Annotated in this window: 24 protein-coding genes; 15 read left to right on the forward strand and 9 right to left on the reverse strand. The window is 61.9% G+C overall.

The annotated features are described in order from the left end of the window. The 8 genes from GC119_RS03340 (at window position 1) to GC119_RS03375 (ending at window position 8,619) form a co-directional block, all read left to right on the forward strand. A complete protein-coding gene (locus GC119_RS03340) occupies window positions 1-762 on the forward strand; it encodes an ABC transporter permease (RefSeq protein ID WP_151952442.1) in 762 nt (253 codons plus the stop codon). Continuing rightward, window positions 762-1,892 carry a sensor histidine kinase gene (locus GC119_RS03345; RefSeq protein ID WP_151952443.1) on the forward strand — a complete coding sequence of 377 codons (1,131 nt, stop codon included), beginning with the start codon at window positions 762-764 and terminating at the stop codon, window positions 1,890-1,892. The genes GC119_RS03340 and GC119_RS03345 overlap by 1 nt, the downstream gene beginning before the upstream one ends. Next, the gene (locus GC119_RS03350; protein ID WP_151952444.1) at window positions 1,889-2,494 is read left to right on the forward strand and encodes a response regulator transcription factor; all 606 of its coding nucleotides are present in this window, start codon (window positions 1,889-1,891) and stop codon (window positions 2,492-2,494) included. The genes GC119_RS03345 and GC119_RS03350 overlap by 4 nt, the downstream gene beginning before the upstream one ends. Window positions 2,495-2,547: 53 nt before the next feature. Continuing rightward, the gene (locus tag GC119_RS03355) at window positions 2,548-3,342 is read left to right on the forward strand and encodes a MerR family transcriptional regulator (RefSeq protein ID WP_193215603.1); all 795 of its coding nucleotides are present in this window, start codon (window positions 2,548-2,550) and stop codon (window positions 3,340-3,342) included. A 94-nt stretch (window positions 3,343-3,436) separates the two neighbouring features. After that, the gene (locus GC119_RS03360; RefSeq protein ID WP_151952445.1) at window positions 3,437-4,651 is read left to right on the forward strand and encodes a sensor histidine kinase; all 1,215 of its coding nucleotides are present in this window, start codon (window positions 3,437-3,439) and stop codon (window positions 4,649-4,651) included. Then, window positions 4,648-5,313, forward strand: coding sequence for a response regulator (locus tag GC119_RS03365; RefSeq protein ID WP_070573703.1), 666 nt, complete (start codon window positions 4,648-4,650; stop codon window positions 5,311-5,313). The genes GC119_RS03360 and GC119_RS03365 overlap by 4 nt, the downstream gene beginning before the upstream one ends. An 85-nt stretch (window positions 5,314-5,398) precedes the next feature. Beyond that, window positions 5,399-6,142 carry an ABC transporter ATP-binding protein gene (locus GC119_RS03370; RefSeq protein WP_151952446.1) on the forward strand — a complete coding sequence of 248 codons (744 nt, stop codon included), beginning with the start codon at window positions 5,399-5,401 and terminating at the stop codon, window positions 6,140-6,142. Beyond that, window positions 6,139-8,619 (forward strand): FtsX-like permease family protein, encoded by a 2,481-nt coding sequence (locus GC119_RS03375; protein WP_151952447.1) that lies wholly within the window; start codon window positions 6,139-6,141, stop codon window positions 8,617-8,619. Before GC119_RS03370 ends, GC119_RS03375 begins: the two co-directional genes overlap by 4 nt. Window positions 8,620-8,725: 106 nt before the next feature. On the opposite strand, the gene GC119_RS03380 is transcribed toward GC119_RS03375, so the two are convergent. Continuing rightward, window positions 8,726-10,006, reverse strand: a complete 1,281-nt coding sequence (locus GC119_RS03380; RefSeq protein ID WP_151952448.1) for a class I SAM-dependent methyltransferase — start codon at window positions 10,004-10,006, stop codon at window positions 8,726-8,728. Window positions 10,007-10,130: 124 nt separating this feature from the next. Between GC119_RS03380 and GC119_RS03385 the strand changes: the two genes are divergently transcribed. After that, window positions 10,131-10,541 (forward strand): universal stress protein, encoded by a 411-nt coding sequence (locus GC119_RS03385; RefSeq protein ID WP_151952449.1) that lies wholly within the window; start codon window positions 10,131-10,133, stop codon window positions 10,539-10,541. Window positions 10,542-10,967: 426 nt separating this feature from the next. On the opposite strand, the gene sucD is transcribed toward GC119_RS03385, so the two are convergent. Then, window positions 10,968-11,870 carry a succinate--CoA ligase subunit alpha gene (gene sucD / locus GC119_RS03390; RefSeq protein ID WP_070777795.1) on the reverse strand — a complete coding sequence of 301 codons (903 nt, stop codon included), beginning with the start codon at window positions 11,868-11,870 and terminating at the stop codon, window positions 10,968-10,970. Window positions 11,871-11,892: 22 nt separating this feature from the next. Next, window positions 11,893-13,062 (reverse strand): ADP-forming succinate--CoA ligase subunit beta, encoded by a 1,170-nt coding sequence (sucC, locus tag GC119_RS03395; RefSeq protein ID WP_070573693.1) that lies wholly within the window; start codon window positions 13,060-13,062, stop codon window positions 11,893-11,895. A 227-nt stretch (window positions 13,063-13,289) separates the two neighbouring features. On the opposite strand from sucC, the gene GC119_RS03400 reads away from it, so the two are divergent. Next, complete coding sequence (locus tag GC119_RS03400) at window positions 13,290-13,799, forward strand: MarR family winged helix-turn-helix transcriptional regulator (protein WP_070573691.1); 510 nt, start codon at window positions 13,290-13,292, stop codon at window positions 13,797-13,799. Between the two features lie 68 nt (window positions 13,800-13,867). After that, window positions 13,868-14,578, forward strand: coding sequence for a hypothetical protein (locus tag GC119_RS03405; protein WP_070573689.1), 711 nt, complete (start codon window positions 13,868-13,870; stop codon window positions 14,576-14,578). A gap of 99 nt (window positions 14,579-14,677) precedes the next feature. On the opposite strand, the gene GC119_RS03410 is transcribed toward GC119_RS03405, so the two are convergent. From GC119_RS03410 to GC119_RS03425, 4 genes are all read right to left on the reverse strand, one after another. Beyond that, window positions 14,678-15,223 (reverse strand): hypothetical protein, encoded by a 546-nt coding sequence (locus GC119_RS03410; RefSeq protein WP_083304093.1) that lies wholly within the window; start codon window positions 15,221-15,223, stop codon window positions 14,678-14,680. Next, window positions 15,220-16,326, reverse strand: a complete 1,107-nt coding sequence (locus GC119_RS03415) for an adenosine deaminase (RefSeq protein ID WP_070573687.1) — start codon at window positions 16,324-16,326, stop codon at window positions 15,220-15,222. Before GC119_RS03415 ends, GC119_RS03410 begins: the two co-directional genes overlap by 4 nt. Before the next feature lie 33 nt (window positions 16,327-16,359). Next, on the reverse strand, window positions 16,360-17,532 hold the full coding sequence (locus GC119_RS03420; protein ID WP_070573685.1) for an amidohydrolase: 1,173 nt from the start codon (window positions 17,530-17,532) through the stop codon (window positions 16,360-16,362). A 78-nt stretch (window positions 17,533-17,610) separates the two neighbouring features. Then, window positions 17,611-18,720, reverse strand: a complete 1,110-nt coding sequence (locus GC119_RS03425; RefSeq protein ID WP_070573684.1) for a mannose-1-phosphate guanylyltransferase — start codon at window positions 18,718-18,720, stop codon at window positions 17,611-17,613. Window positions 18,721-19,144: 424 nt separating this feature from the next. Between GC119_RS03425 and sdhC the strand changes: the two genes are divergently transcribed. The 4 genes from sdhC to GC119_RS03445 are packed head-to-tail and all read left to right on the forward strand — an operon-like array spanning window position 19,145 to window position 22,555. Continuing rightward, the gene (sdhC, locus tag GC119_RS03430) at window positions 19,145-19,522 is read left to right on the forward strand and encodes a succinate dehydrogenase, cytochrome b556 subunit (protein ID WP_082784656.1); all 378 of its coding nucleotides are present in this window, start codon (window positions 19,145-19,147) and stop codon (window positions 19,520-19,522) included. 5 nt (window positions 19,523-19,527) lie between these two features. Next, window positions 19,528-19,977 carry a succinate dehydrogenase hydrophobic membrane anchor subunit gene (locus GC119_RS03435; protein ID WP_070573682.1) on the forward strand — a complete coding sequence of 150 codons (450 nt, stop codon included), beginning with the start codon at window positions 19,528-19,530 and terminating at the stop codon, window positions 19,975-19,977. 26 nt (window positions 19,978-20,003) lie between these two features. Continuing rightward, window positions 20,004-21,764 (forward strand): succinate dehydrogenase flavoprotein subunit, encoded by a 1,761-nt coding sequence (sdhA, locus tag GC119_RS03440; protein ID WP_070573680.1) that lies wholly within the window; start codon window positions 20,004-20,006, stop codon window positions 21,762-21,764. Continuing rightward, window positions 21,764-22,555 carry a succinate dehydrogenase iron-sulfur subunit gene (locus GC119_RS03445; protein WP_070573678.1) on the forward strand — a complete coding sequence of 264 codons (792 nt, stop codon included), beginning with the start codon at window positions 21,764-21,766 and terminating at the stop codon, window positions 22,553-22,555. Before sdhA ends, GC119_RS03445 begins: the two co-directional genes overlap by 1 nt. Before the next feature lie 368 nt (window positions 22,556-22,923). Here the strand turns inward: GC119_RS03445 and GC119_RS03450 are convergent, their stop codons facing one another. Beyond that, on the reverse strand, window positions 22,924-24,084 hold the full coding sequence (locus GC119_RS03450) for an App1 family protein (RefSeq protein WP_176745883.1): 1,161 nt from the start codon (window positions 24,082-24,084) through the stop codon (window positions 22,924-22,926). Then, window positions 24,084-25,091, reverse strand: a complete 1,008-nt coding sequence (gene trpS / locus GC119_RS03455; RefSeq protein WP_070573676.1) for a tryptophan--tRNA ligase — start codon at window positions 25,089-25,091, stop codon at window positions 24,084-24,086. Before trpS ends, GC119_RS03450 begins: the two co-directional genes overlap by 1 nt. Window positions 25,092-25,266 lie beyond the last annotated feature (175 nt).

The raw sequence follows: 25,266 nt of genomic DNA on the forward strand, positions 1-25,266 counted from the left end.
ATGAGCACCACCCTGAAATTCGCCGGTCACGAGCTCCTTCGCCTGCGCCGGGACATGCCCACCCTGTTCTTCAGCGTCGGACTGCCGATCTTCTTCTACCTGCTCTTCGGTTCACTCCAAGATTACGGTGAGCACGAAGTCAACGGCGGCAACTACGCGGCGTTCGTCATGCTGGGCATGGCCTTCTACGCCGGTGTTGTCGGTGCAGTCGGCGCAGCTGGATCCCACGTCACCAACAGCCGAAGCGGTTGGGGCCGCCAATTGGCGCTGACTCCCCTGCACCCGTGGCAGCTGGCTTTCGCGAACAGCGTCAGCATTGCCGTGCGCGCCGTGCTGCCGATCGTGGCTGTGTTCATCGTCGGAGCCCTCACCAGAGCCAAGATGCAGCCGGACCAGTGGGCTTTGAGCTTGCTGGTATGCGTACTGTGCTCGATCCCCTTCGGCTTCTACGGTCTGGCCTGGGCGCTGCTGGTTCCCAAGGAGAACACAGTATCCGTGGCCACCGCGTCGATCGTGATCCTCGCCTTCGCCGGCAATGTGTTTATGCCCCTGAGCGGAACACTGCTTGACGTGGGGCGCCTCACCCCGATGTTCGGCGCCATGACGCTGGTGCGTTGGCCGTTGGCCGAAGGCGGACACATAGCCGGCACCGAATTGGTGTACGAGCCGATGTGGCACGCCTGGGTTAGCATCGCGGTATGGACGGCGATCTTCGTGGGCTTCTGCCTGTTCATGGGCAAGCGCGACAAGAACCGAAGCTGATGCGCCTCTTCGACAGCTTCCAGCTGCGCAACGCGGTCTTCGCCTCGATATGGCTGGTGCTCCTGGGGCCGATGCTGGTGCAGGTCTACACCGGCGACGTGTTGGGCGCCGGAGCCAAAGCGTGGATAACTGTGTGCGTGCTCGCCTTCGGCCTGTTCTACTTCTGGGCGTTCGGTTCATTGAACACCTGCCCGCACCGCTGGGCGCTTTTTCCGCGGGTGCTGCTCAGGTGGGCCGTTCTGTTGGCGATTGCCCTGGCCAGCGTGCCGGTGATTAACACGGGTGCGGTGGTCTTCGCACCCTATCTGGCCGCGATGCTGGGCTTCACGGTGACCTTGAAGAAAGCCCTGCCCATCGTGTTGGCTACGGGGGCTGCCGGAGCCGTCGCGGTATGGCTCAGCACTCCCGAAGACCTCGGCTGGGCAGCCTTCGTCCTGTTTTTCATTCCCCTGCTGCTGGTTGGGGTGGGCGTTTTCAGCCAGTACGACGAATCCCGCCACCAGCTGCTGCACGAACTGGAACTCGCGCAGCAGCGAGAAGACATCGCCGCAGATGTTCACGACCTTCTGGGCCATTCGCTCACGGTGATCAACCTGAAGTCCGAAGTTGCACGCCGTGCCGCAGAGAACCACCCGGAGCAGGCCAAGCAGGAGCTCAAGGAGATCAGCGATCTGTCCCGCCTGGCCCTGGCAGAGGTCCGTTCGACAGTCACCCGCATGCGCACGCCCACTTTCGCCGGAGAGCTGCAGGGGGCACGCCGAGCGTTGGAGACTAGGGGGATCACCGCTCATCTTCCCGAACCTCTCACCGCGCAGGGCAAGCACGACACCGTGTTCTCCTGGGGTCTGCGTGAGCTGACAACGAATGTAATCCGGCACTCCGGGGCGGACAACTGCTGGGTGCGCGTAACCGCGGACAAGCTGCAGGTCACGGACGACGGCTGCGGGTTCAATGGTGATTCTGCAGAGCACGAGGTGGGTGGACTGGCTGGTCTGCGCGATCGGGTTGAGGCCGCCGGCGGGCAGCTCATCATGCGCCGCGAGAAGGACTTGAGCACAGTTCTGATCACGATGACCGGCGACACCGCCCTGATCGACGATGGCACCGCCGCCGAGGAGGCCGTTCAGTGAACACGATTCGCGTGCTCGTCGCTGAGGATCAGTCGCTGGTGCGTGGTGCTCTGATCGCGCTGCTGGGTTCAGAACCGGACATCGAGGTGGCTGCCGATTGCGCTACCGGGACCGAAGCCCTGCGGCTAGTGCAGGAACAGCCCATCGACGTGGCACTGCTGGACATCGAAATGCCTGGACTCAACGGCCTCAACGTGGCCAAAGAACTGGCCGGGCACCCGTGCCGCTGCCTGATTGTCACGACCTTCGGCAAAGCCGGTTACGTCAAGGACGCGATGGAGGCAGGTGTGGACGGCTTCCTAGTGAAGGACACGCCTCCCGAACAGCTCGCCGAAGCAATTCGCAGAGTCCACGCCGGGCTGCGCGTAATCGACCCAACACTTGCCCGGGACAGTTTGCTGGCACCCGACAACCCTCTTAGCCAACGGGAAGCGGAAGTGTGCCGGCACCTGTTTCAGGGCAAGAGCTCCCCCGCCATCGCCAAAGCGCTGCACCTAACACCGGGCACGGTGCGCAACCACATATCCAGCATCATGTCGAAGACTGGCGCGGACAACCGCTTCGAGGCTGCCCATCTGGCAAAGGCGAACGGCTGGATTTAGTTCGCGCAGATCTGTTTGACCCTCACGCGGCGTCAGACAGCAGAATTGTGTGCATGAACAGCGAAGAAGAACACTTCTCAGTCGGGGAGGTTGCCCGTCAGTTCGGGATAACGGTGCGCACTCTGCACCATTGGGAAGAGCTCGGCCTTGTCAGCCCTTCGGCGCGCAGCCGGTCGAACTACAGAATCTACACGCGTGCTGATCTTGAGACGATCCAGCAGATCATGATCTACAGAGCCACCGGCATGAGGCTTACAGCAGTCAAGGACGTCTTGAACTCAGGCACAGACCACATTGCCCACCTGCGCAGGCAGCGCGAAATACTGACGTCCCAAATGCAGCAGACCGAAGAAATGCTCAGGGCAATCGACAGACTGATAGCAAAGGAGACAAGCACAGTGAAGCCGAGCTTGAACGAAATAGGCGAAATCCTCGGAGAAGCCCGCTTTGCCGAACACCACGCTCAGGCCGAAGAGGCATACGGCGACACCGACGACTGGAGCATCAGCCAACAGCGCACAGCAGCCTGGAGCCATGACGATTGGGCAGCAAACAAAAGCAGGTTCGACGCGGTCGAAGCGAAGCTGGCCGAAGCGGTTCGCAGAAACGTGTCGGTCTGCAGCGCGGAGGCAGCCGACCTCGTAGCGCAGCACCGCAAAGTGCTCAGCGAATTCTTTCCCGTCACCCCAGCCAAGCACTACCTGATCTCGCGCAGCTACATCGCTGATGAAGATTTCGCCAAGCACTACGAGGACCGACAGCCTGGCCTTGCACGCTGGCTTGCCGATGCGGTTGAAGCCGCTGCGAAAACACACGGTGTGAATCTCGACAGCCCACAGTGGGAGTAGTCTCCATCAGGCAAACAATTTCCTCAGCCCGCAGCTGAATAACTCATACCGCAGGACGATGAAAGCCCATTCCGGGCTTCTTAGACTTGTGGTTATGGAAAGTCCGTGGCATCTGAGAGCACTGCGGTTCATTTCGGCCCGCAAGTGGATTTATGACTCTCTTGTCTTCGCTGCTCCGCTGACGCTTTTGGCGCTGGTCGATCCAGCCGCCCCCGACCCGCTCAGCACTCTTAGATCTGTGCCGCTTGTTCTCATGTGCGCCTCACTTGTTTTTCGGCGGACTTTTCCTCTGTTCACCGGCTGGATTGTGGCAGCAACAGGGCTTCTATACCTTGTGGGGATAGAGGTCCCTCACCCTTCGCTCATCGCAGTTCCGCTTACCGTGCACTCTGTCACCGCCTATGCGCCCAAGCGGTGGGGCAAGATCTTCTTAGCACTGGGGGCTGTTGCCTCCCTGCTGCTGACGCTGCGTGTAGCGGCGGAATTCTATCGGCAGGACATTTACCCGAAACACGTCTCGCCGGGCGAGCTCCTGCCGTTTGTTGCCGTCTTCTTCGTGTTTCCTTTCATGACAGTCGCCTTTGCGTGGATGACAGGAACGTATCGTCGCAGCAGAAGCGATGACATTCGGCGGATCGCCGAACGCAATGCGCTTCTTGAAAGGGAACGCGAAAACGAGATCCGGCTTGCCTCTGATGCCGAGCGCATGCGCATTGCCCGTGAAATGCACGACATCATCGCCCACTCCATGTCGGTGATCATCACCCAGGCAGACGGCGGCCGCTATGCTGCCGCACGCTCACCCGAAGCCGCGGTGTCTGCATTGGAAACCATCGCAGACACCGGGCGGGAAGCCCTGGGGAATCTGCGCGGCATCCTTGGCGTCCTGCGCGAAAGCGAGTCCGGCAGAAAGACTGCCCCCATGCCGGCCATCAACGACCTCGGCGCCCTCGCTGACAACGTGCGCTCAGCCGGGCTGGACGTCACACTGAATGTTTTGCCTGACCTGCCCAAACTGTCTCCAGCGGCTGAGCTTGCGGTGTACCGAGTGGTACAGGAAGCTCTCACCAACACCCTGAAGCACGGCGGCCAGGATTCCCACGCAGACGTCACCGTGCAGGCTGGCGACAAAGCGCTTGTCGCCCAGATTGTCTCCACCGGACACGGCGAAGAATCGGCGGTGCCCGGTTCAGGATCAGGGATTCAGGGCATGCGGGAGCGTGCGCGGGTGCACAACGGCACACTCACCGCGGAGCCGACAGACACTGGGTTCTTTGTTCAGCTGACTATTCCAGAGGATATTTCATGACTATTCGCGTACTTCTCGTTGACGACCAAGCTCTTGTGCGGGCTGGTTTTGCCATGGTGATCGACTCCCAGGACGATATGCAGGTCGTTGCGCAGGCAGAAAACGGCCGCGAAGCGATCGACGTGGTCATGGCGCACCCGGTCGATGTTGTCCTCATGGACATTCGCATGCCCGTTCTCGACGGCCTATCCGCCACCGCTGAGATCCTCGCCATGGGCGATGCCGGGCGACTTCCCCGACTGCCCACTATCATCGTGCTCACTACGTTCGACACAGATGAATACGCACTGTCAGCGCTGCGTTCGGGTGCCAGCGGGTTCCTCCTCAAAGATGCTCGCCCCGAGGTTCTGCTGGATTCCATCCGCCAGGCACACAGCGGCGGCGCTGTCATTGCGCCTTCAACCACCCGCCGGCTTTTGGAGACCGTCATTGCAGAGCCTGCACCGCCGGTTGAACAGACGCGCAGACTGGATCGGCTCACGTCGCGTGAACGCGAAGTCTTCGAGCTGATCGCCCACGGCAAAACCAATGCCGAAATTGCAGACGAGCTGTTCATGGCCGCTCCCACGGTGAAAACGCACGTGCGCAACATCCTCGCAAAGCTTCAGGTGCGCGATCGCATTCACGCGGTCATCCTGGCGTACGAGACCGGGATTGTGTGAGCCTCATCCCCAAGGATGAGAACCTGCGGACAGAAGCATCCTCCGGGCGGATGTTCTCAGCAGGTGAATCCGCGATAGTGGGAACATGACAATTTCCACTGAATACAGCACCGCGATCAGCGCCCGCGGAATCTGCAAATCCTTCGGCACCGGCGAAGCCCGCCTGACCGTGTTCAACAACTTCAACATCGACATCGCGGACGGCCAGTTCACCGCGATCATGGGTCCTTCGGGTTCAGGAAAATCCACGCTCATGCACATTCTGGCCGGCCTGGACAGCCCGGACAGCGGCTTTGTGACACTGGCCGGACGGACGATCACGGACATCAGCGACGCCGCACTGACCAAGATCAGACGCAACCACATGGGATTCGTCTTCCAGGCGTTCAACCTGATTCCCGCGATGACAGCCGACGAAAACATCATGCTCCCGTCGAAGCTCGCCCGCACCAACGTCGATCCGCAGTTCAAGCACGCGATCGTAGACAACCTCGGTCTCAGCGACCGTCTGACCCATCGCCCGCACGAACTTTCCGGCGGCCAGCAGCAGCGCGTTGCGGTTGCTCGCGCTCTGGTGAATCAGCCGGATGTCATCTTTGCCGACGAACCCACCGGTGCTCTCGACACACGCTCCGGAACTGAGGTTCTGCAGACTCTGCGCACCTGCGTTTCCGAACTGGGCCAAACCGTCGTCATGGTCACCCACGACCCAGCGGCAGCCGCCTACGCTGACCGCGTTGTGATGCTGGCTGACGGATACATTGTGGGCGAGCTCTACTCTCCGACGGTCGAGGCGATCTCCCAGGCTCTTTTGGAGGTCACCAAATGATTGTCAAGGCGAATCTTCGCTCCGGCGGTTCGCGCCTGATCGCCGCCGCTATCACCATCATCGTTTCGGTGGCATTCGTTGTCGCCGTCATGGGTGTTCTGGCGTCCTTCCAAAGCAGCATGCGAGCTGAGCTCGCCGCTCAGTATTCGGGCGCGGACCTGGTGGTGAAACATGTCCACGGGGGGCCTGTAGAAGCCAAAAAGCAGAAAGCGATTGAGAACACCGCAGGAGTCAAAGAAACACAGCGGATCGACCGGTCTTTCACCACTTTCCCCTCCGGAGGTTTCGCCGAGGTCACCGTATGGCCCAAGAACAGCGAAATCGAAGTGGAGTCGGGAAGGGCTCCGTCCAAACCGAATGAAATCCTCTTTGACACACAAGTCGCCAAAGAGGAAAACAAAAAAATCGGTGACCAGGTCGAACTGACAGTCCCCCTCGGCCCAGACCCGGAGCAATCAAAGGTCACGTTCACCATCACCGGGATCGGCCATATGCCGGAATCAGCGCTCCAGGTGACCAATGCCGGTGCTGCCAAGCTGGCCCCGGAGTTCGACCATCTTCGCATTCTCACGGACAAGTCTGCAGACGTATCCACAATCCAATCCGCCGTTGCGAAGACCCTGGCCGGCTCTGCCGATGTGAAAACGAACGACTTCGGCGCAAAGGTCGGCGGAGACTACACGGTTTCCACTGAAGATCAGCTGGTGCAAGAAGGCCTCAAGGATCTCACAGGAGATTCGAATACCATCGTGGCGTTCATCGCAGCGTTCATCGTGGTAGCTCTCTTTGTTGCAGTTCTCGTCATCTCCAACACCTTCCAGGTGCTTGTCGCTTCGCGCCTCCGGTCGCTCGCTCTTCTGCGTGCGGTGGGAGCCACACGCTCACAGCTGCGCAACGCCACTCTTGCCGAAGGTGCACTCCTGGGTTTGATCAGCTCGATCATCGGTGTGCTCGTAGGCTGGGGAGCTTCGCTCCTGTTGTCAATTGCACTGAGAGCATTCGTGCAACAGACCTTCCAGACCGCGCCGCTGCCGATTCTTGCTGTCGTGACCGGGGTTGCCGTGGGCGTCTGCGTCACTGTAGCAGCATCGTTCATACCCGCCCTCAAAGCCACGCGTGTATCCCCCATCGATGCGCTGGCCCCCGCAGACATTCCAGCACCGGCATCGCGCTTCCCGTGGGTCCGTTTAGTGATCGGCTCGCTGCTGACCGCACTCGGGCTATTGGGCATTGCTGTCGGGACCGCGTCCTCCGATATGATGTTCACCCTTCCGGGCGCTTTCGCAGCCTTCTGCGGTGTGCTGGTTCTCAGCCGTGTCTTTGTTCCCCCACTGGTTGAGCTGACAGGCCGCATCGGCGAAAAGGTCTTTCGCTCACCCACGCTGGGCCTCGTTGCCCGCAACGTCAAACTGGCTCCGCGCCGGACGGCTTCGACAACCGCGGCCCTGCTGGTCGGCGTCACTTTGGTGGCGACCATCTTCATGGGAGCGCAGACCACGCGCACGACCATCGACGCGGAACTCAGCGAATTCGCCCCCATCGACTTTGTTGCGTATTCGAGTTCCGACAAGACTGTCAAGACCCTGGAGAACTCAAAGATCGTCAAAGACGTCAACACGCTGCCCGGCACCCGGGCGAAGACCTCTGTGCCGCTGGGCCACAACCCGGACGACCCAGACAGCAAAGAGACCCTGGTGATCGGTGTCGAAAACAAGAAATACAGTGTGCCGCGCAGCACTGATCTTTTTCCACCACCCGGCGTGATGTACGTCGGCATTGACACCGATGTTGACGAATACAAGGGCAAGGAAATCACCCTTCATGCTGGAAAGAAAAAGGTGCAGCTGACGCTGAAAGTCCACGAAGCTGTTCCCTCCGGCACCACTCTGGCAAACGCAGACGACGTCGCCGCCCTAGGCTTGAAGGAATCCGAGGGCCAGACGTGGGTGCGCTTGGCCGACGATGTCAGCGTTTCGCAGGTCATGACGCTGCGCAGCGACCTCGAAAAGGCCGATGTCGCCGCCGATGGCGAAGGCGCAATCTCGCGGGCCGGGTTTGCAGAGGTGATCACCATCATGATGGGCATTGTGCTGGGCCTGCTGGGCGCATCGATCATCATTTCGATTGTGGGTGTGGGCAACACACTCTCGCTGGCAACAATCGAACGCAAACGGGAAACTGCTCTTCTTCGTACCCTGGGCCTGCCGAGGTGGGCTGCCGCCGGGATGGTTGCCGCCGAAGCGACGCTCATGGCAATCGTGTCCATCGTCGTCGGCACCGCGCTCGGCATCCTGTTCGGCTGGGCCTCGGTGAAGTCGCTTCTAAGCGCTGAAAAAATCACCGTCGTGGCAGATATCCCATGGCTGATGTTCGGACTGGTAGCTGTTGTGACCGTGCTTGCTGCGCTTATCGCATCACTCCTGCCAGCCCTGGCAGCCTCGCGCACCCAGCCAGCACAGGGGGTTGCTCAACGATAGAACCTCAGCAACCCCACAAGTGAGGCCCGGTTCCCAGCTGCTGACCAGCTGGGAACCGGGCCTTTCGGCTGCGGTGCTAAGCCGTGTGCTTGCAGTTTCAGCAAGCTCAACTTTTCACTGCCGCGAGCACCGTAAAGCGCCGGTCCCTGGCCCACTGCTCAACATTGTCCTTGCCGAACAGCTTTTCGAGCACAGACCTATACCGCAGCGCTGAATTGAATACGACCACCGCACGCCCACCCGGGCGCAGCACCGCGAGCGCGCTGCACATCATTTGTCTGGCAGTCTCGTTTTCGATTTCGTGCCCCGAATGGAACGGCGGATTGAGAACCACAACATCGAAAGCCTGCTGCGGCAGCCCCTCCCCCGCATCTGAATACTCAATGCTCCACTCAACCCCGTCGGGCATACCCGCTTCGGCCGTCAGCCGAGCAGACGCAAGAGCCGCCGCGGACGCATCGACACCCACAGCCTCCCGCGGACCCAGAACATGAGCGGCAGCCGTCAGCAGCCACCCGTTGCCGCACCCCAAGTCAAGGATCCGCGGGCGGTCCGCAGGCGCCTCGTCAGCGGTTTCGGCAGAACCCTCAGCGGCAGGGCCAGCGTGACGCTCAGCAAGCGAGCGCAGCAGCAGACCAGAACCGCCGTCGATCTCGGCCCCGCCAAAACACGCCCCGTAAGCCGACACCTCGAAATCGGGAACGCCCGGAATGTCCGCATGCAGTATGCGTCGATTCGGCTCGATCTGGGCACAGCTGAGCCCCATCCCAGCCTCGGGCGTCGAGCCGATGATCATTCGCGACTTATACCGGCCCGGCGTTACATCTACCCGCTCGAATGTGCGCGCAAGCTCCGTGTTGATGCCGCGGAACAGGTGCTTATCGCGGCCGACCACCATGAACTCATCAACGACCGGTCGCAGGGCAGCAGCATAGTCCGCCACCGCGCCCTGAGCCTTCGGAGACACCAGAAGTGCTTTGGCCGGCCTGCCGCCGCGAACATCGAGACCGGCCGAGATATGCGGCGGAAAACCGGGCAGCGGCCGAACGCTCACCCGCGAATCCCCGAACATTGCGCGCAGACGCTGCGTGTGGGGAAGAAAATCCGCGTACACCGTGACAGCTCCGCTAGTCAGCGACAGAACCGCAGCAGTCACCGAACCGTCAGCATCATCAAGCACCGCAAAGGAGGCATCATCTTCAAGCGGCACCGGATGCCGAGGTGGAGCTTCCGGGCGGCCCGAAATGTTCAGCTGGCCCTCGATTCGCCCCAGCAGGTACCGCGACACAAAAGCTGAAAGCGGAAAACCATCCGGCCAAGCAGGAAAGTGCTCGCGCATACGCTGCACGTGGGACGCCCACGCGGGGCTTTCAACATCCGTTGTCACAGTTCTCACTCTAATCAGATCTGCTCTGGCAGGCCGAGCACCTGCGGGCTGCGCGGCATCGCATGCGCTGCACCTGCCCGATTGCCCACCCTAATTCTGCTTAGGCACAGATACAGTTGGGGACATGACGATTCTTGTTGGCTACACCCCCAGCACCAAAGGCCAGGCAGCTCTGACCGCAGCAGTTGAGCTCGCCAAAAAGACCGGCGACAAACTCTACGTTGTCAACGCCGGAGTAGGCGAAGCAGTAGACGAACGCGCAGTCGCAACAGAAGACCAGATGAACCGAGCCCGCGAATATATGAAAGCCGAAGGCGTTGCGGGCAAAGTCAAGCAGTACCTGCGCGGCAATGACCCTGCCGAAGAGCTGCTTGCACTGACCGAAGCGCGCAGCGATGTGACGATGCTCGTCATCGGGCTTCGGCGCCGCTCCCCCGTGGGCAAACTGTTCATGGGCTCGGTTTCGCAGAAGATCATCCTCAACGCCAAAGTTCCGGTGCTCTCGGTCCGCGAAGCCGAAGAGTACGAACTCTGAGCGGTAGGCCCCTCCCGGACCGGCGCCTCGACCGGCCTGACCTAAACAGGCAGCTCTGCTGTCTAGGTGGAATATAGAGGCAAAAACGCACGGATCACCTCGATATTCCACCTAATTAGCAGAATCAGGACTGCCAGGCTATGGGTTAAGCACTCAGTCGCCACTGCTCAGCCTGCCGAAGCATTTTTGGGCCAACACCGCAGCACCTCGCCCCACAAAAACACCCGTTAGCCGGAATCTGCGCTTTAGCCGCACACAAACACCGCTTCGCCGGAATCTTCGCCTTAGCAACCACTGCTAACGGGAGTTTCTGTTGCTAACCGGTGTGCCCCAGGTAAAGAACGCACCCACACCAACGCAACCCAACAAAAACGGCTGTGGCCGAGTGGTCAACCACTCGGCCACAGCCATCAGGTCACTACCGCATCAGAGCGACTTCATGATCTCCTGCATGTATTCGGCGGTCTGGGTCGGGGTCTTGCCGACCTTCACACCAGCAGCTTCGAGAGCCTCTGCCTTGGCGGCAGCCGTACCGGAAGAACCGGAGACGATGGCGCCGGCGTGGCCCATGGTCTTGCCTTCTGGCGCGGTGAAGCCCGCGATGTAGCCGACAACCGGCTTGGTGACGTGCTCCTTAATGTACTCAGCAGCGCGTTCTTCTGCGTCCCCGCCGATTTCGCCGATCATGACGATCGCCTTGGTGTCGGGGTCGTTTTCGAAAGCTTCGAGAGCATCGATGTGGGTGGTGCCGATGATCGGGTCACCGCCGATGCCGATGCAGGTGGTGAAACCGAAGTCACGCAGTTCGTACATCATCTGGTACGTCAGTGTGCCCGACTTCGACACCAGGCCGATGGGGCCTGCGCCGGTGATGTTTGCCGGGATGATGCCGGCAAGTGCCTGTTCGGGCGAAATGATGCCGGGGCAGTTGGGGCCGATGATGCGGGTCTTGTTGCCCTTTTCGGTTGCGTAGGCCCAGATTTCGGCTGCGTCCTGTGCGGGAATGCCTTCGGTGATGATCACCAGCAGGCCGATGCCTGCGTCAATGGCCTCGATTGCGGCATCCTTGGAGAATGCCGGCGGGACGAAGGCAACCGAAACATCAGCGCCGGAGGCTTCCATGGCTTCGCCCACGGAGCCCCAGACGGGCAGTTCGACGTCGTTGCCGTCAGCGCCCTTGTGGCTGACGGTCTGTCCGGCCTTGCGGGCGTTGACACCGCCGACCACGTTCGAACCTGCGGCGAGCATCCGGGCGGTGTGCTTGGTGCCTTCGCCGCCGGTGATGCCCTGGACGATGATCTTGGAGTCCTTGTTCAGGAAAATCGACATGGAGAAAGTCCTTTCGGGCGGATCAGGCGTTGTGGGCGAGTTCGGCGGCCTTGTCAGCGCCGCCGTCCATCGTGTCGACGACAGTGACCAGCGGGTTGTTGGCCTGTTCGAGGATCCGGCGGCCCTCTTCGACGTTGTTGCCGTCCAGGCGGACCACCAGCGGCTTGGATGCGGAATCGCCGAGGATCTCGAGTGCCTTCACAATGCCGTTTGCCACTGCGTCACAGGCCGTGATGCCGCCGAAGACATTGACGAACACCGATTTGACCTGGTCGTCTCCGAGGATGACGTCAAGGCCGTTGGCCATGACTTCTGCCGAGGCGCCGCCGCCGATGTCCAGGAAGTTCGCCGGCTTCACATTGCCGTGGTTTTCGCCCGCATAGGCGACAACGTCCAGTGTCGACATGACCAGGCCCGCACCGTTTCCGATGATGCCCACTTCGCCGTCGAGCTTGACGTAGTTGAGTCCCATGCCCTTGGCCTTGCGTTCCAGGGGGTCCTCAGCGTCTTCGTCTTCGAGCTTGGCGAGGTTGTTGTTGCGGAACTCGGCGTTGCCGTCGAGCGTCATCTTGCCGTCGAGGGCGACGATCTTGCCGTCACCGGTCTTGACCAGCGGGTTGACCTCGACGAGGCTGGCGTCTTCGTCCTTGTAGACCTTCCACAGGCTCTTCAGGACGGGCACGATCTTCGCACCGGTTTCGGGGTCGAACCCTGCTTCGTCGACGATCTTCTGCGCAGTGGCGTCGTCAATGCCCTTCAGCGGGCTGACTTCGACTTTGGCGAGCGCTTCGGGGCGTTCTTCGGCCAGCTGCTCGATGTCCATACCGCCTTCCTTGCTGCACATTGCAAGGTAGGTGCGGTTGGCGCGGTCGAGCAGAATGGAGAAGTAGTACTCCTCTGCGATGTCTGCGCCTTCGGCGATCATGACGCGCTTGGTGATGTGGCCCTTGATGTCGAGTCCGAGGATTTCTTCGGCGCGGGCAGCGGCTTCGTCAGGGTTTTTGGCGAGCTTCACACCGCCGGCCTTGCCGCGGCCGCCGACTTTGACCTGTGATTTGACGACGACCGTTCCGCCGCCGAGTTTTTCGGCTGCGGCTCGAGCTTCTTCTGGAGTCTGCGCAACTTCAGCGCGCAGCACGGGAACTCCGTACTCCTCGAAGAGGTCACGGGCCTGATACTCGAAAAGATCCACGTGTAGTCCTTCTGTTGATTCTGCCGAGCCTCATGACCCGGCACGGGTTTCAGACAATCTTGCAGCTTGTCAACGCTCTCCACCTTAAAACACCGATGCGCTTCTGGACATCCAGGATGTGAACAACGTCCGAAACTTTGGGTTTTCCCAGGGAAGCAGGGGCCAGAAGCGGACCCACACCATTTAGCTCGTTGTTGAGAATCTCGAGATCGAACTACTATGGGGGCATGGACGAAGTCGACCGGATTGTCAGCGAATGGCAGCGTGAACGGCCTGACCTCGATGTGGCCCCCATGGAGGTTGTGTCCCGTGTCAGCCGTCTGGCCAAGCTGCTTGACCGGGCGCGCAAAGACATCTTCGCCTCTCACGGTCTCGACGTGTGGTCGTTCGACGTTCTGTCCTCCCTGCGCCGCGCCGGCAGTCCCTACCAGCTGTCGCCGTCAAAGCTGACAGAGCAGATGATGGTCACCTCCGGCACTATGACCAACCGGATTGACCGGCTGGTGTCAGCCGGTCTTGTCACGCGCAGCCCCGATCCCGGGGACCGCCGAGGTGTCAGAGTGCAGCTGACCGAGGACGGGCTGGCCAGGGTCGACGGGGCCATGTTGGACTTCTTGGAGCGCGAACACGAACTCATGAGCAGCATGTCCGGCACTCAGACCCGCCGCCTGGCTGATCTTCTGCGCACCATGTCGGCGTCCTTTGACCTGCAGATCATGCGCGACTGCGAAGACTGAACCGGCAGCCTGCACTCGTGTACCCCGCATAGAATCTAAAGAAACCGCCGTCTTCCTGGGAGGCCATCGTGAAGCGCCTGCTCGCACTTGGTTCCGTTGCCGCATTCAGCCTTGTCGGATGCTCCGTCGTCGACAGTGAACGCCCTGCCGAGGGCACCTCGAACAGCCCAGCTGCCGCGGAGTCAACCGCGTCGGCGACTGCAGATGACAACGCTGGTGACAGTCAGTTCGTCGATGTCAGCCCCGGGGGGCCGAAAAAAGAAGACCCCCTGTGGCAGAGCCTTGCGGGATCAGCTGACTCCGGAGACCCTATCTACCTGTGGGCCTGGATGCAGACCGAAGACGAACCCGGCGACGGCGATTCCGTAACTCTGAGCCCCAGCACACAGGGCAGCGTCAAGGTCACAGCGCCGAAGTCGACCGTTGACGCCAATGGCACATTTGCGCTGATCACCGGAACATTCACCGTCGAAGAGAAAAGCGATGGTGATTACGCCCTGACCGCGAAGTCCTCGGAGGCCAAGGACGACCTCATCCCCGACGGCCCCACGAGCGAAGAACGCTGCACCGCCGAAAACGCACAGGACACCATCGGCGGCGCGGCCGACAAACTGGCGCAGGACTCCGGAGCGAGGGAAGGTCTGCGCAAAGAATGGCTGTCCTCACCGGAAGTCTGGTGGGCAATCCAAGATGCCAGCCGCAACCTGCGCGACAGCGGAGGGGACTTCGAAGGCGATTCTCTCGCCACCGCCTGCGGCGACTACGTCGAAGCCGGCTGACGCTTCGCCGCTGTTGGTCTGCGCTGGCAGCCTACGCAGGCTGAGCCGCGGGCCACCAACGCTCAACCGCCGCGGGCCACCAGCTCTCAGCCGCACAGCTCATTCAGCGGCGCGCTGTGCGGCTTCATCCTGTCTGCGCAGGCCTTCGTCATAGGCCCGCAGGGTCGGCGGGAGAAAAACCAGCACCAGCGTCACCAGGCCGCACACCAGCGGCCCCCAGAACATGTAGTCCCCGCCTGCGCTGATGACACCGGGCCGAACAGACCAGGCGAAGAATAGCAGCAGAACGTTCCACGCGACAGCAGCCGGGCGAGCCCAGCGGCGGTATTTCCACAGACCGCGGGACACTCCGAACATAGATGCCGCCATGAGCAGGAACATGAGCGCCAGCCCAACAAGCGAACCCAGGCTGCTGCCGGCTCCGGTGAGACCGGCGTACACGTAGATGGCCGCAGCCACGAGAAGTGCGCCGCCCTGCAGAGCCATGGCAGCCACCGCCGCTTTCAGGCTCGCCGGACGCGGCGGAAGATCGACTTCCGGTCGCGGTGTCGAATGAATCGCCGAAGGTTCACCGCGTTTGCGCCGCTGGCGTTCTTCACGACGCCAGTCACCGGGGCGGGCCGATGAGCCACTGGAACGATTCACAGGTCGATCCGCTCAAAGCCGGGCACCACGATTTCCTCCAGCAGGCGATCACGCACGTCCAATGGAATGAACGCGGCACGCAGAGCCGCGGTGGTCGCGATTTCGAGGTCGATGATGTCCCAGCCCGCGTGTTCGACAAGCAGCCGCATTTCGCGCGTCACCGACGTCTGGGACATGAGCCTGTTGTCCGGATTGACGGTGACGTTGAAGCCCAAGTCCTTCAAACCCGTAATGGGGTGGGATTCGATTGACCGAGCCGCACCGGTCTGAATGTTTGACGAAGGGCACACTTCAAGCGGGATCTGCCTGTCGAGCACCCACGCGGCAAGCCTGCCGATTTCGCCGGCGCCGTCTGTGATCTGCATGTCCTGCACAATGTCGACCCCGTGGCCGATTCGCACCGCACCGCAGACTGCGACAGCATCCATCATGCTCTGCAGGCCGCCGTCTTCTCCGGCATGCAGGGTGGTGGGAAACAGTTCGCCCCGCAGCAGGTCGAGAGCCGCTTTGTGCGCTGATGCCGGGAAGCCGTCTTCCGGCCCCGCGAGGTCGAAGCCGACAACCCCGCTGTCGCGGTTGCGCAGCGCAAGCTCAGCCACCGCCAGCGAATTGTCGTTCTGCCGCATGGCGGTGAGGATCTGGGCGGTGATGATGGTGCGGCCCTCCTGCGCTGCCAGCGCCACGCCCTCTTCCATGCCCTTTTCGACCGCGTGCACGGCATCGTCCATGGTGAGGTCACCGGCAACGTGCTGTTCGGGTGCCCACCGACATTCGGCGTAGAACACGCCATCGGCCACCTGGTCGAGCGTCCATTCACGGGCCGCACGTGTGAGGGCTTCGGCAGACTGCAGGACTCCCACGGTCACACCAAAGGTTTTGAGGTATTCCGGCAGGCTTCCCGAATCCGCCTGGGTGCGGAACCACTCCCCCAGCTTTTCAGGATTGTCGGCGGGCAGTTCGACATCGGCCCCGGCGGCGAGTTCGATGATCGTCGCTGGCCTCAGACCGCCGTCCAAGTGGTCGTGCAGACTGACTTTGGGCAGCTGCAGAATCGGGTCATCCGGGTGCACTCCGGCCGGTACCGGGAACAGGTTCTCTTCCACGCGGACAGTCTAACGACTGCCGCAAACCGCATGTCAGGGCTCGCCGTGGAAGCCCAGGCGCTCCAGTGCAAGCGCTGTGAAAACGCGGACGGCAACCGGCAGTGCATCCTCGTCGATGAGCAGGTCGCCCTGGTGAATGTCATAGGTTCGTCCACCCGGCGTGCGCGTACCCAGGCGAATGAGCGCTCCGGGGACGTGGGTGAGGTACCACGCGAAGTCCTCTCCGCCCATGGACTGCGGAGTCAGCTGGACCGAGGTGGGGCCCAGTTCGCGGCGGATGGCGGCTTCTGCTGACGAGACCTCGTCTTCGGTGTTGACCACCGGCGGGACGCCGCGGCGGTGTTCGAGCTCAACCTCGACCCCGTATGGTCCGGCAATGCGGTCAACGAGTTCCGGCAGGACTTCGGCCACCTGGTTCCAACCGTCGACGTCCAGACAGCGCAGGGTTCCCATCAGCTGCCCTTCGCCTGGCACCACATTCGGTGCGTGCCCGGCTTCGATACCACCCCACACCAGAGAAATCGCGTGGCGAGGGTCAATCAGTCGGTGAAGGGTCGCCGGCAGGTCGACGGCCAGCTTGCCCAGTGCGTAGACGAGGTCTTCCGTCAGGTGGGGCCGGGACGTGTGGCCGCCGTGCCCGCGCAGACGGATGATGACGGTATCGCCGGCGGCGGTGATCGCGCCGATGCGCGAACCGACCTTGCCGACGTCGACAGCCGGGTCGCAGTGCAGCGCATAGCAGACGGGCACATCTTCCAAAACGCCCTGGTTGATGACTTTGAGCGCACCGCCGGGGGTGACTTCTTCGGCCGGCTGGAAAATGCAGCGGATCGTTCCGCCCAGGCCCTGACGGCGGTCGATCTCGTTGAGGACGAGGGCCGCACCCAGCAGCGAGGTCAGGTGAACGTCGTGCCCGCAGGCGTGGGCGACACCGGGAACGGTCGAGGCGAAGGGAGTGTTCGTCAGGTCATCCAGCGGCAGGGCGTCGATGTCAGCGCGCAGACCGCACTTGAGCGGGCCGGATCCCACATCGACCGTGAGTCCCGTCTCCTCCAGAAGCCGTGGCCTAAGACCCGCGGCCCGCAGTCGCTCAGCGATCTTCTCGGTAGTGCGGAACTCCTGGTACGACAGTTCGGGGTGGGCGTGGATATCACGCCGAAAGTCCCGCAGCTCGTCGGCAAACGCCGCAACTTCCGCCTGGATCACTGTGCCTCCGTTCAAATCAGCATTCGGGCGATTGTACGCCCCAGCCCGGACAGCTTGGCTCCGCTGCGACTTCTGGCGTCACAGAATGTCCTCAAAGCCCAGTTCGCGAGCCCGCTTCACGGCTTCTTTCACTCTCTGCGCCGACGCACGCCGGGTGACCAGCAGCGCATCGTCAGTGTCTACGACCACGATGTTCTCCACTCCCACGAGCGCAATCGCCCGCTGGGTGGTCGAATACACCAGACCGGAAGAGTCAACATCGACAAGGCGCACATCGTCACCGGCGGCGAAAACACTGGACGGTTCGCCGGGAATCGGCTGGCGCAGCTGGGCAACGGAAGCAAAATCACCCACGTCATCCCAGCCGAAGTCGCCGGGAACCACAACAACCCGCCCCTGTTCGGCAGCGGGTTCGGCCACCGCGTAGTCGATCGCAATGGGCTCCAAGCTCGGCCACACTTCGGCAAGCACAGCATCGTGCTCCGAAGTTGCCCACGCGTCGGCAACAGCCGACAGCCCCGCATACAGGTCCGGCGAAAAGGCTTCGAACTGGGCCAGCAGAGCGTCCGCGCGGGCAATGAACATCCCCGCGTTCCAGCGGTACTTGCCCGAATACGTGTACCTGCGGGCGGTGTTGGCCGCGGGCTTTTCCACGAACTTCTCGGCGCGCATGGCCGTGGGCGCTTCTGACAGCCCCAGGCGCTTGCCAGCCTTGATATAGCCGTAGGCGGTTGACGGGAAGGTCGGGGTGATTCCGATCGTCACAATGTCCCCGCCTGCCGCAGCGCTGTGAGCTTCCGCGACAACCCGGCGGAACTCGCACGGATTGGTGATTGAGTGGTCAGCAGAGAACGAACCGATGACCGCCTCCGGGTCCCGCCTGTGAATGAGCATGGCAGCCAAGCCGATAGCGGCAGCGGAGTCTTTCGGCGACGGTTCGGCAATCACATTCTGCGCATCGAGCGCGGGCAGCTGTTCCCGCACCGCCTTCGCGTGGGCCTGACCCGTGACCACCCACCTGTTCTCAACGGCCGTGAGGTCCTCAATCCGCGCCCACGTCTCTTCCAGCAGCGAACGGCCAGAGCCCAAAACGTCGAGCAGGAACTTCGGCCTGTCCTGCCGCGACAGCGGCCACAGGCGAGTGCCGGAACCGCCGGCCGGGATCACAGCGTGGAAACGAGAAAGCATCGCCCGATTATCCCCCAGCCGCCCCAGCTCCGGCCGCACCGACACGCTCGGGCGTGCTCTGCAGGCCCACTCAGCACCCCGCCCTGGTAGTGGCGCCGTTTCGGCACCGCCTCCCACCCGCACCCGCGCACGAGGCGGAGGTCGGCACGGAACTGCGGCTCCACCTCGTGCTGGGCACCGCACCGGGAAGGCCCGATAGAACACGAGAACGTACCCTAATTTGCCGAGAGCCGCCGGAAGCAGACGCAAACCGACATGAGACAATAGAGCGGTCCTCAGCCGACCGACCGAACGGCCAGCTGACAAGAAGCTGCTCGCAGAGCACAGAAAACCGATCACCCGAACTTCGGAAGATTGGAAAATACTGTGAAACGCGCGTAGATTCAAAACGCTATACACGTAATCGCAAAATGGAGGATGACCCGTGGCCAAAGCGTCAACGGGCACTCTGTACCGCGGACACGAAGGAATGTGGTCCTGGGTCGCTCACCGCGTCACCGGAGTCGGCATCTTCTTCTTCCTGCTGGTGCACGTGCTCGACACTGCTCTCGTTCGCGTCTCGCCCGAGGCCTACAACGCAGTTATCGGAACGTATAAGACGCCGCTGATGGCGTTTGCCGAAATCGGACTGGTAGCAGGAATCGCCTACCACGCTTTCAACGGCCTGCGCGTAGTCCTCGTTGACTTCTGGAAGGGCGGGCCCAAGAACCAGCGCAAACTGTTCTGGGCAGTCATGGTCCTCTGGCTGATCGTGATGATTGCGTTCATCCCCCGCCAGCTGATGCACACGTTCGGAGGCTGAGCACAATGACAACACCCGTTATCCCCAAGCCCCGCGCCGAATACCAGCGCCACAAGACCACCAAGTCGAACTTCGAGCTGTTCGCATGGCTGTTCATGCGCATCTCAGGCGTCTTCCTCGTCATCCTCATCTTCGGTCACCTGATTGTGAACCTGTGGATGGGCGAAGGCGTTCAGGGCCTCGACTTCGGCTTCGTCGGCGGCAAGTGGGCCAACCCGTTCTGGCAGATCTGGGATCTGGCCATGCTGTGGCTGGCCATGATCCACGGCACCAACGGCATGCGCACCATCATCAACGACTACGCCGAAAAGCCGCGCACCAATGTCACGCTGCAGATCATCCTCTACGTGGCATCCGCAATCATCATTGTGCTCGGCACCCTGGTGATCTTCACCTTCAGCCCCTGCCCGACCGGCGCAGACCCGTCGCTGCTGCCGAGCTTCTGCCAGGCCTGACCGCCGCTTAGGAGAATAGAGACCTTATGCAGGTACATGACTATGACGTTGTGATCGTCGGAGCTGGCGGCGCCGGCATGCGCGCGGCCATCGAATCCGGCCAGCGCGCACGCACCGCAGTGCTCACGAAGATCTACCCCACCCGCTCGCACACCGGCGCGGCACAGGGCGGCATGTGCGCCGCACTGGCCAACGTCGAAGAGGACAACTGGGAATGGCACACCTTCGACACCATTAAGGGCGGGGACTACCTCGTCGACCAGGACGCAGCCGAAGTCATGGCAAAAGAAGCCATCGACGCCGTGCTCGACCTCGAAAAGATGGGCCTTCCTTTCAACCGCACGCCGGAAGGCAAAATCGACCAGCGCCGCTTCGGCGGCCACACCCGCGATCACGGCAAGGCACCGGTCCGCCGCGCATGCTACGCAGCAGACCGCACCGGCCACATGATCCTTCAGACCCTCTACCAGAACTGCGTCAAGCATGGCGTTGAGTTCTACAACGAGTTCTACGTCCTCGACGTCATCATCAATGAAGTCGACGGCAAGAAGGTCGTCGCCGGTGTCGTGTCCTATGAACTGGCAACCGGCGAAATCCACGTCTTCCGCTCCAAGGCCGTTGTGTTCGCAACCGGCGGTTTCGGCAAGATGTTCAAGACCACCTCGAACGCCCACACGCTCACCGGTGACGGCCTGGCTGTCACCTACAAGCGGGGAATCCCGCTGGAAGACATGGAGTTCTTCCAGTTCCACCCCACGGGCCTTGCCGGACTCGGCATCCTCCTGTCCGAGGCAGCCCGCGGTGAAGGCGGCATCCTCCGCAACGCCGACGGTGAGCGCTTCATGGAGCGCTACGCACCCACAATCAAGGACCTCGCTCCTCGTGACATCGTGGCCCGCTCCATGGCCAACGAAGTGCGCGAAGGCCGCGGCGCAGGCCCCAACAAGGACTACGTCCTGCTGGACCTCACCCACCTCGAACCCGCGCACATCGACGCCAAGCTGCCGGACATCACCGAATTCGCCCGCACCTACCTGGGTGTTGAGCCCTACACCGAACCGGTCCCCGTCTTCCCGACGGCCCACTACGGCATGGGCGGCATCCCGACCACCGTCGCAGGCGAAGTGCTCGCCGACAACGACACGATCGTTCCCGGCCTCTACGCCGCCGGTGAGTGCGCGTGTGTGTCGGTGCACGGCTCCAACCGTCTGGGCACCAACTCGCTGCTGGACATCAACGTTTTCGGCAAGCGCGCCGGCATCAACGCCGCCGAATTCGCCAAGACCGCGCAGCAGCAGGAAGTCGCTGACGATGCAGCCGACATGGTGATTGACATGGTTGAGACCATGCGCAACTCCAAGGGCACCGAGCTCGTCGGAGACATCCGCGCTGAACTGCAGGAGATCATGGACGCCAACGTCCAGGTGTTCCGCACCGACGAAACCCTGCGCGAAGCCATCGACGTCATTGAAAAGCTGCGTGAGCGCTACAAGAACATCGGCATTCACGACCGCGGCAAGCGCTACAACCTCGACCTGCTCGAAGCCATTGAACTGGGCTTCCTCCTGCAGCTGGCCGAAGCCGTTGCCGTTGCCGCACTGCACCGCAAAGAATCGCGCGGCGGACACTTCCGCGAGGACTTCCCCGACCGCGACGACGCAAACTTCATGCACCACACGATGACCTACCTGGACCCCAACAGCACCGCCGAGGGAATCACCGGCATGCGTCTGGAAACCAAACCGGTCATCGTCACCCGCTACGAGCCCATGGAGCGTAAGTACTGATGGCAGAGAACAACGAAACCCCGGAACCGGCATCGAAGATCGACCTCCCGTCGAGCGTGTCCGGAGAAGGCGGCGAAGTCCCCACTTTCGAGTGCACGTTCCGCATCGCCCGCTTCATCCCGGAAACGGACTCGGAACCGCACTGGGAGGACTACCAGGTCACGATGCACGGCACCGACCGTGTGCTTGACGCCCTGCACAAGATCAAGTGGGAACAGGACGGCTCGCTGTCCTTCCGCCGCTCCTGTGCACACGGTGTCTGCGGTTCGGACGCCATGCGCATCAACGGGCGCAACCGCCTGGCCTGCAAGACGCTGCTGAAGGACCTCGACACCAAAAAGCCGATCACGGTCGAGGCCATCAAGGGCCTGCCCCTTGAAAAGGACCTGATCGTCGACATGGAGCCGTTCTTCCAGTCGTACCGCGAGATCATGCCGTTCCTCGTGACCTCGGGCCACGAACCGACGCACGAACGCCTGCAGTCGCAGGAAGACCGTGCGCGCTTCGACGACACCACCAAGTGCATCCTGTGTGCTTCGTGCACCACGTCGTGCCCGGTGTTCTGGACCGACGGCCAGTACTTCGGCCCGGCGGCAATCGTCAACGCGCACCGCTTCATCTTCGATTCGCGTGACGAAGGCTCCGAAATGCGCCTCGAAGTGCTCAACGACAAGGAAGGCGTGTGGCGCTGCCGCACCACCTTCAACTGCACCGAAGCATGCCCCCGCGGCATCGAGGTGACCAAGGCAATCGCCGAAGTCAAGCAGGCACTGCTCACCCGCGCATTCTGATCACTTGAGTGCTGCGTGAGGCTTCGGGTTGGCGTTTCGCGCGTTCGAATGAGGCCCACGAGGCCCTGCGTTAAAGCGTCGACTTAGGCAAAGAGGAGGGGCGAGTCCGAAAGGGCTCGCCCCTCGCTTTGTGTTGTTTCGCCGACCGGTGGTGCCGTCCCAAGCCGCCGGGCTCAGCTGCCCGGTGGCAAACACCCCCGATCCGGAATCTGCGCTTCAGCGACAAGAAAACTCCCGTCAGCCACAAAAACTCCCGAAAACCACCACTGCTAACGGGAGTTTTTGTTGCTAACGGGAGTGCGGAGGTGGGGCGAGGTGGAGGGCCAGCGCCAGCCGCACCGGACGGCACCTGGACAGGGTCAGGTCTGCTAGTTCGGCAGGGCGGAGAAGCCGTTGGCTTCGAGCTGTTCAGCCAGTTCGGCGCCGTTTGCCCCGTAGAACCAGGGAATGTTCTTCCCGCGGCCCGTCCCCCGTGAACGGCCACCGGCCCACACGGCTTCACCCGCTGTCAGCTGGCGAATCGCAACAGCCGCGACGTTCTCAGGGTGATTCTCTACGAACTCGCCGTAGATCTCTTCGTCGTGCTGTCCGTCATCACCGACCAACAGCCACTTGATGTGGGGAAACTCCCGAGCCAAGCGCTCCAGAGCCGTGCGCTTGTGGTCTTGGCCCGAGCGGAAGACTCGCGTGGGCGTCGGCCCCCAATCGGTCAGCAGCAGAGGCCCCGACGGGTACATGTTTCGGTGCAGGAACCTGGTCAGCGCAGGCTGTGTGTTCCAGGCACCGGTGGACAGGTACAGGATCGGAGAGTTCGGTCGCAGGTACGACAGCCGGTCATACAGCACAGCCATACCGGATACCGGCGAGCGCGCGTGCTCGTTGAGAACAAAGGAATTCCACGCGGCCAAGAACGGTCGAGGCAGCGCTGTGACCACCACGGTGTCGTCAATGTCCGAAATGATTCCAAAGCGCTGTTCGTCATCGATGATGTGCGCGGTAGCTGTATCCAGTCCCGACCCGCTGGTCCACATTTCCAGTTTTGCTTTGCCGCGGCTGTACTTGCCGGGAATCACCGCGTCGATGATTCCGCCGCGATCAGCGGTGACCATGTGCTCCTGTCCCCCAACGCGCACCCACGCGATCTCGTTGGACAAGGGCACCGCGGCGAAGTTGCGCCAGCCGCGCACGTTCCGGTCCTTCTTCGGCGATTCAGCGTCTTCTGGGCTGAGCACAATGCGGGCCAGCACCCGGATGAAAGTCTCGGACCCATAGGAGTCATAGGCGACGACCGACGGCTTCCACCCGCGCTTTTCTGCGCGAGAACGCCGCCATTCGTGGTAGCGGTCTTCCATGCGCGCCGCGGTGTGCAGCGCTTCGGGAGTCAGATTGACGGGGCCGGAGCGCGCATTGGAGCGCGACGGTCCCCAAACACCCCCGCGCCCGCCAGCGCCATGACCGCCAACACCTCGGCCACCAACACCGCGAGCGCTGCCTCGGACACCCCCGGCTTCCGGTCCAGGCAGCGGCATCAGAGGAACCCGATTCGGTCGTAGACAGCCCGCAGCGTCTTTTCTGCTTCGGCTGCCGCCTTCTGGCGTCCCTGCTCAAGAATCTCCATGAGTTGGGCACGGTCGTCCAGCAGTTCATTTGTGCGGTTGCGCACGGGTGTGAAGACTTCGACGGCGAGCTCAGCCAGATCCACTTTGAGGTGGCCGTACATTTTGCCTTCGTAGTCGGCAACGATCTTCTCGACCGGTTTGTCGGACAGTACAGAGTAGATGGTCAGCAGGTTCGACACACCGGGCTTGTTTTCGGGGTCGTAGGCGATTTCCGTTCCGGCGTCGGTGACAGCGGATTTGAACTTCTTGGCCAGCGCCTTCGGTTCGTCCAGCAGGTTCACAAGTCCGGCGGGCGATTTCGCCGACTTCGACATCTTCGCACCGGGGTCCTGCAGATCGTAGATTTTGGCCGACTGCTTCATAATCGCAGCTTCGGGCACTGTGAATGTCTGTCCGTAGCGGGTGTTGAAGCGCTGGGCGAGATTGCGGGTCAGTTCGAGGTGCTGACGCTGGTCTTCACCGACCGGCACGACATCCGCCTGGTACAGCAGAATGTCCGCGGCCATGAGTGACGGGTACGTCAGCAGCCCCACCGACACGTGTTCGTTTTTCTGCGATTTGTCTTTGAACTGGGTCATGCGCTGTGCTTCGCCAAGCCCGGTCTGACATTCGAGCACCCAGCCCAGCTGCGAGTTCGCGGGAATCTGCGACTGCACGTAGAGAGTTGTGCGATCCGGGTCGACACCTGCGGCAATGAACTGTGCGGCGGTGCGCAGGGTGCGTTCGCGCAGCTCATCCGGGTTCTGCTCCACCGTGATGGCGTGCTGGTTGGCTATGAACAGGAAAGAGTCGTATTCCTCCTGGAGCGCCACGACCGGGGCGAGTGCCCCAATGTAGTTCCCGAGGTGGAGCGAATCTGAGGTCGCCTGAATCCCGGTGAGGGAGCGCTGGGGTTGGGAGGGAGCAGAAGAAGTCATAACAGCATTCTGCCACCTGGAGCTTGTGCCTCGGGAGCGGCATGTGAAGCACCGGACAACAGCTGCGCGCTCAGCACATCAGAGCGCCCGGTGAGCACAGTGACCGGCCGCGATCGTTACCAAACATGCGTCCCACATAGTAAGAATCTTGAGAACTACGTGACAGAGGGCACAC

The organism is Brevibacterium sp. Marseille-P9724, from assembly GCF_902500275.1.
Taxonomy (GTDB): Bacteria; Actinomycetota; Actinomycetes; order Actinomycetales; family Brevibacteriaceae; genus Brevibacterium.

What these genes read in the sequence shown, in the direction of transcription:
- GC119_RS03340 (WP_151952442.1), top strand. Translation starts at nt 1, where the DNA reads ATGAGCACCACCCTGAAATTCGCCGGTCACGAGCTCCTTCGCCTGCGC.
- GC119_RS03345 (WP_151952443.1), top strand. Translation starts at nt 762, where the DNA reads ATGCGCCTCTTCGACAGCTTCCAGCTGCGCAACGCGGTCTTCGCCTCG.
- GC119_RS03355 (WP_193215603.1), top strand. Translation starts at nt 2,548, where the DNA reads ATGAACAGCGAAGAAGAACACTTCTCAGTCGGGGAGGTTGCCCGTCAG.
- GC119_RS03360 (WP_151952445.1), top strand. Translation starts at nt 3,437, where the DNA reads ATGGAAAGTCCGTGGCATCTGAGAGCACTGCGGTTCATTTCGGCCCGC.
- GC119_RS03365 (WP_070573703.1), top strand. Translation starts at nt 4,648, where the DNA reads ATGACTATTCGCGTACTTCTCGTTGACGACCAAGCTCTTGTGCGGGCT.
- GC119_RS03370 (WP_151952446.1), top strand. Translation starts at nt 5,399, where the DNA reads ATGACAATTTCCACTGAATACAGCACCGCGATCAGCGCCCGCGGAATC.
- GC119_RS03375 (WP_151952447.1), top strand. Translation starts at nt 6,139, where the DNA reads ATGATTGTCAAGGCGAATCTTCGCTCCGGCGGTTCGCGCCTGATCGCC.
- GC119_RS03385 (WP_151952449.1), top strand. Translation starts at nt 10,131, where the DNA reads ATGACGATTCTTGTTGGCTACACCCCCAGCACCAAAGGCCAGGCAGCT.
- sucD (WP_070777795.1), bottom strand. Translation starts at nt 11,870, where the DNA reads ATGTCGATTTTCCTGAACAAGGACTCCAAGATCATCGTCCAGGGCATC.
- GC119_RS03400 (WP_070573691.1), top strand. Translation starts at nt 13,290, where the DNA reads ATGGACGAAGTCGACCGGATTGTCAGCGAATGGCAGCGTGAACGGCCT.
- GC119_RS03425 (WP_070573684.1), bottom strand. Translation starts at nt 18,720, where the DNA reads ATGCTTTCTCGTTTCCACGCTGTGATCCCGGCCGGCGGTTCCGGCACT.
- GC119_RS03435 (WP_070573682.1), top strand. Translation starts at nt 19,528, where the DNA reads ATGACAACACCCGTTATCCCCAAGCCCCGCGCCGAATACCAGCGCCAC.
- sdhA (WP_070573680.1), top strand. Translation starts at nt 20,004, where the DNA reads ATGCAGGTACATGACTATGACGTTGTGATCGTCGGAGCTGGCGGCGCC.
- GC119_RS03445 (WP_070573678.1), top strand. Translation starts at nt 21,764, where the DNA reads ATGGCAGAGAACAACGAAACCCCGGAACCGGCATCGAAGATCGACCTC.
- GC119_RS03450 (WP_176745883.1), bottom strand. Translation starts at nt 24,084, where the DNA reads ATGCCGCTGCCTGGACCGGAAGCCGGGGGTGTCCGAGGCAGCGCTCGC.
- trpS (WP_070573676.1), bottom strand. Translation starts at nt 25,091, where the DNA reads ATGACTTCTTCTGCTCCCTCCCAACCCCAGCGCTCCCTCACCGGGATT.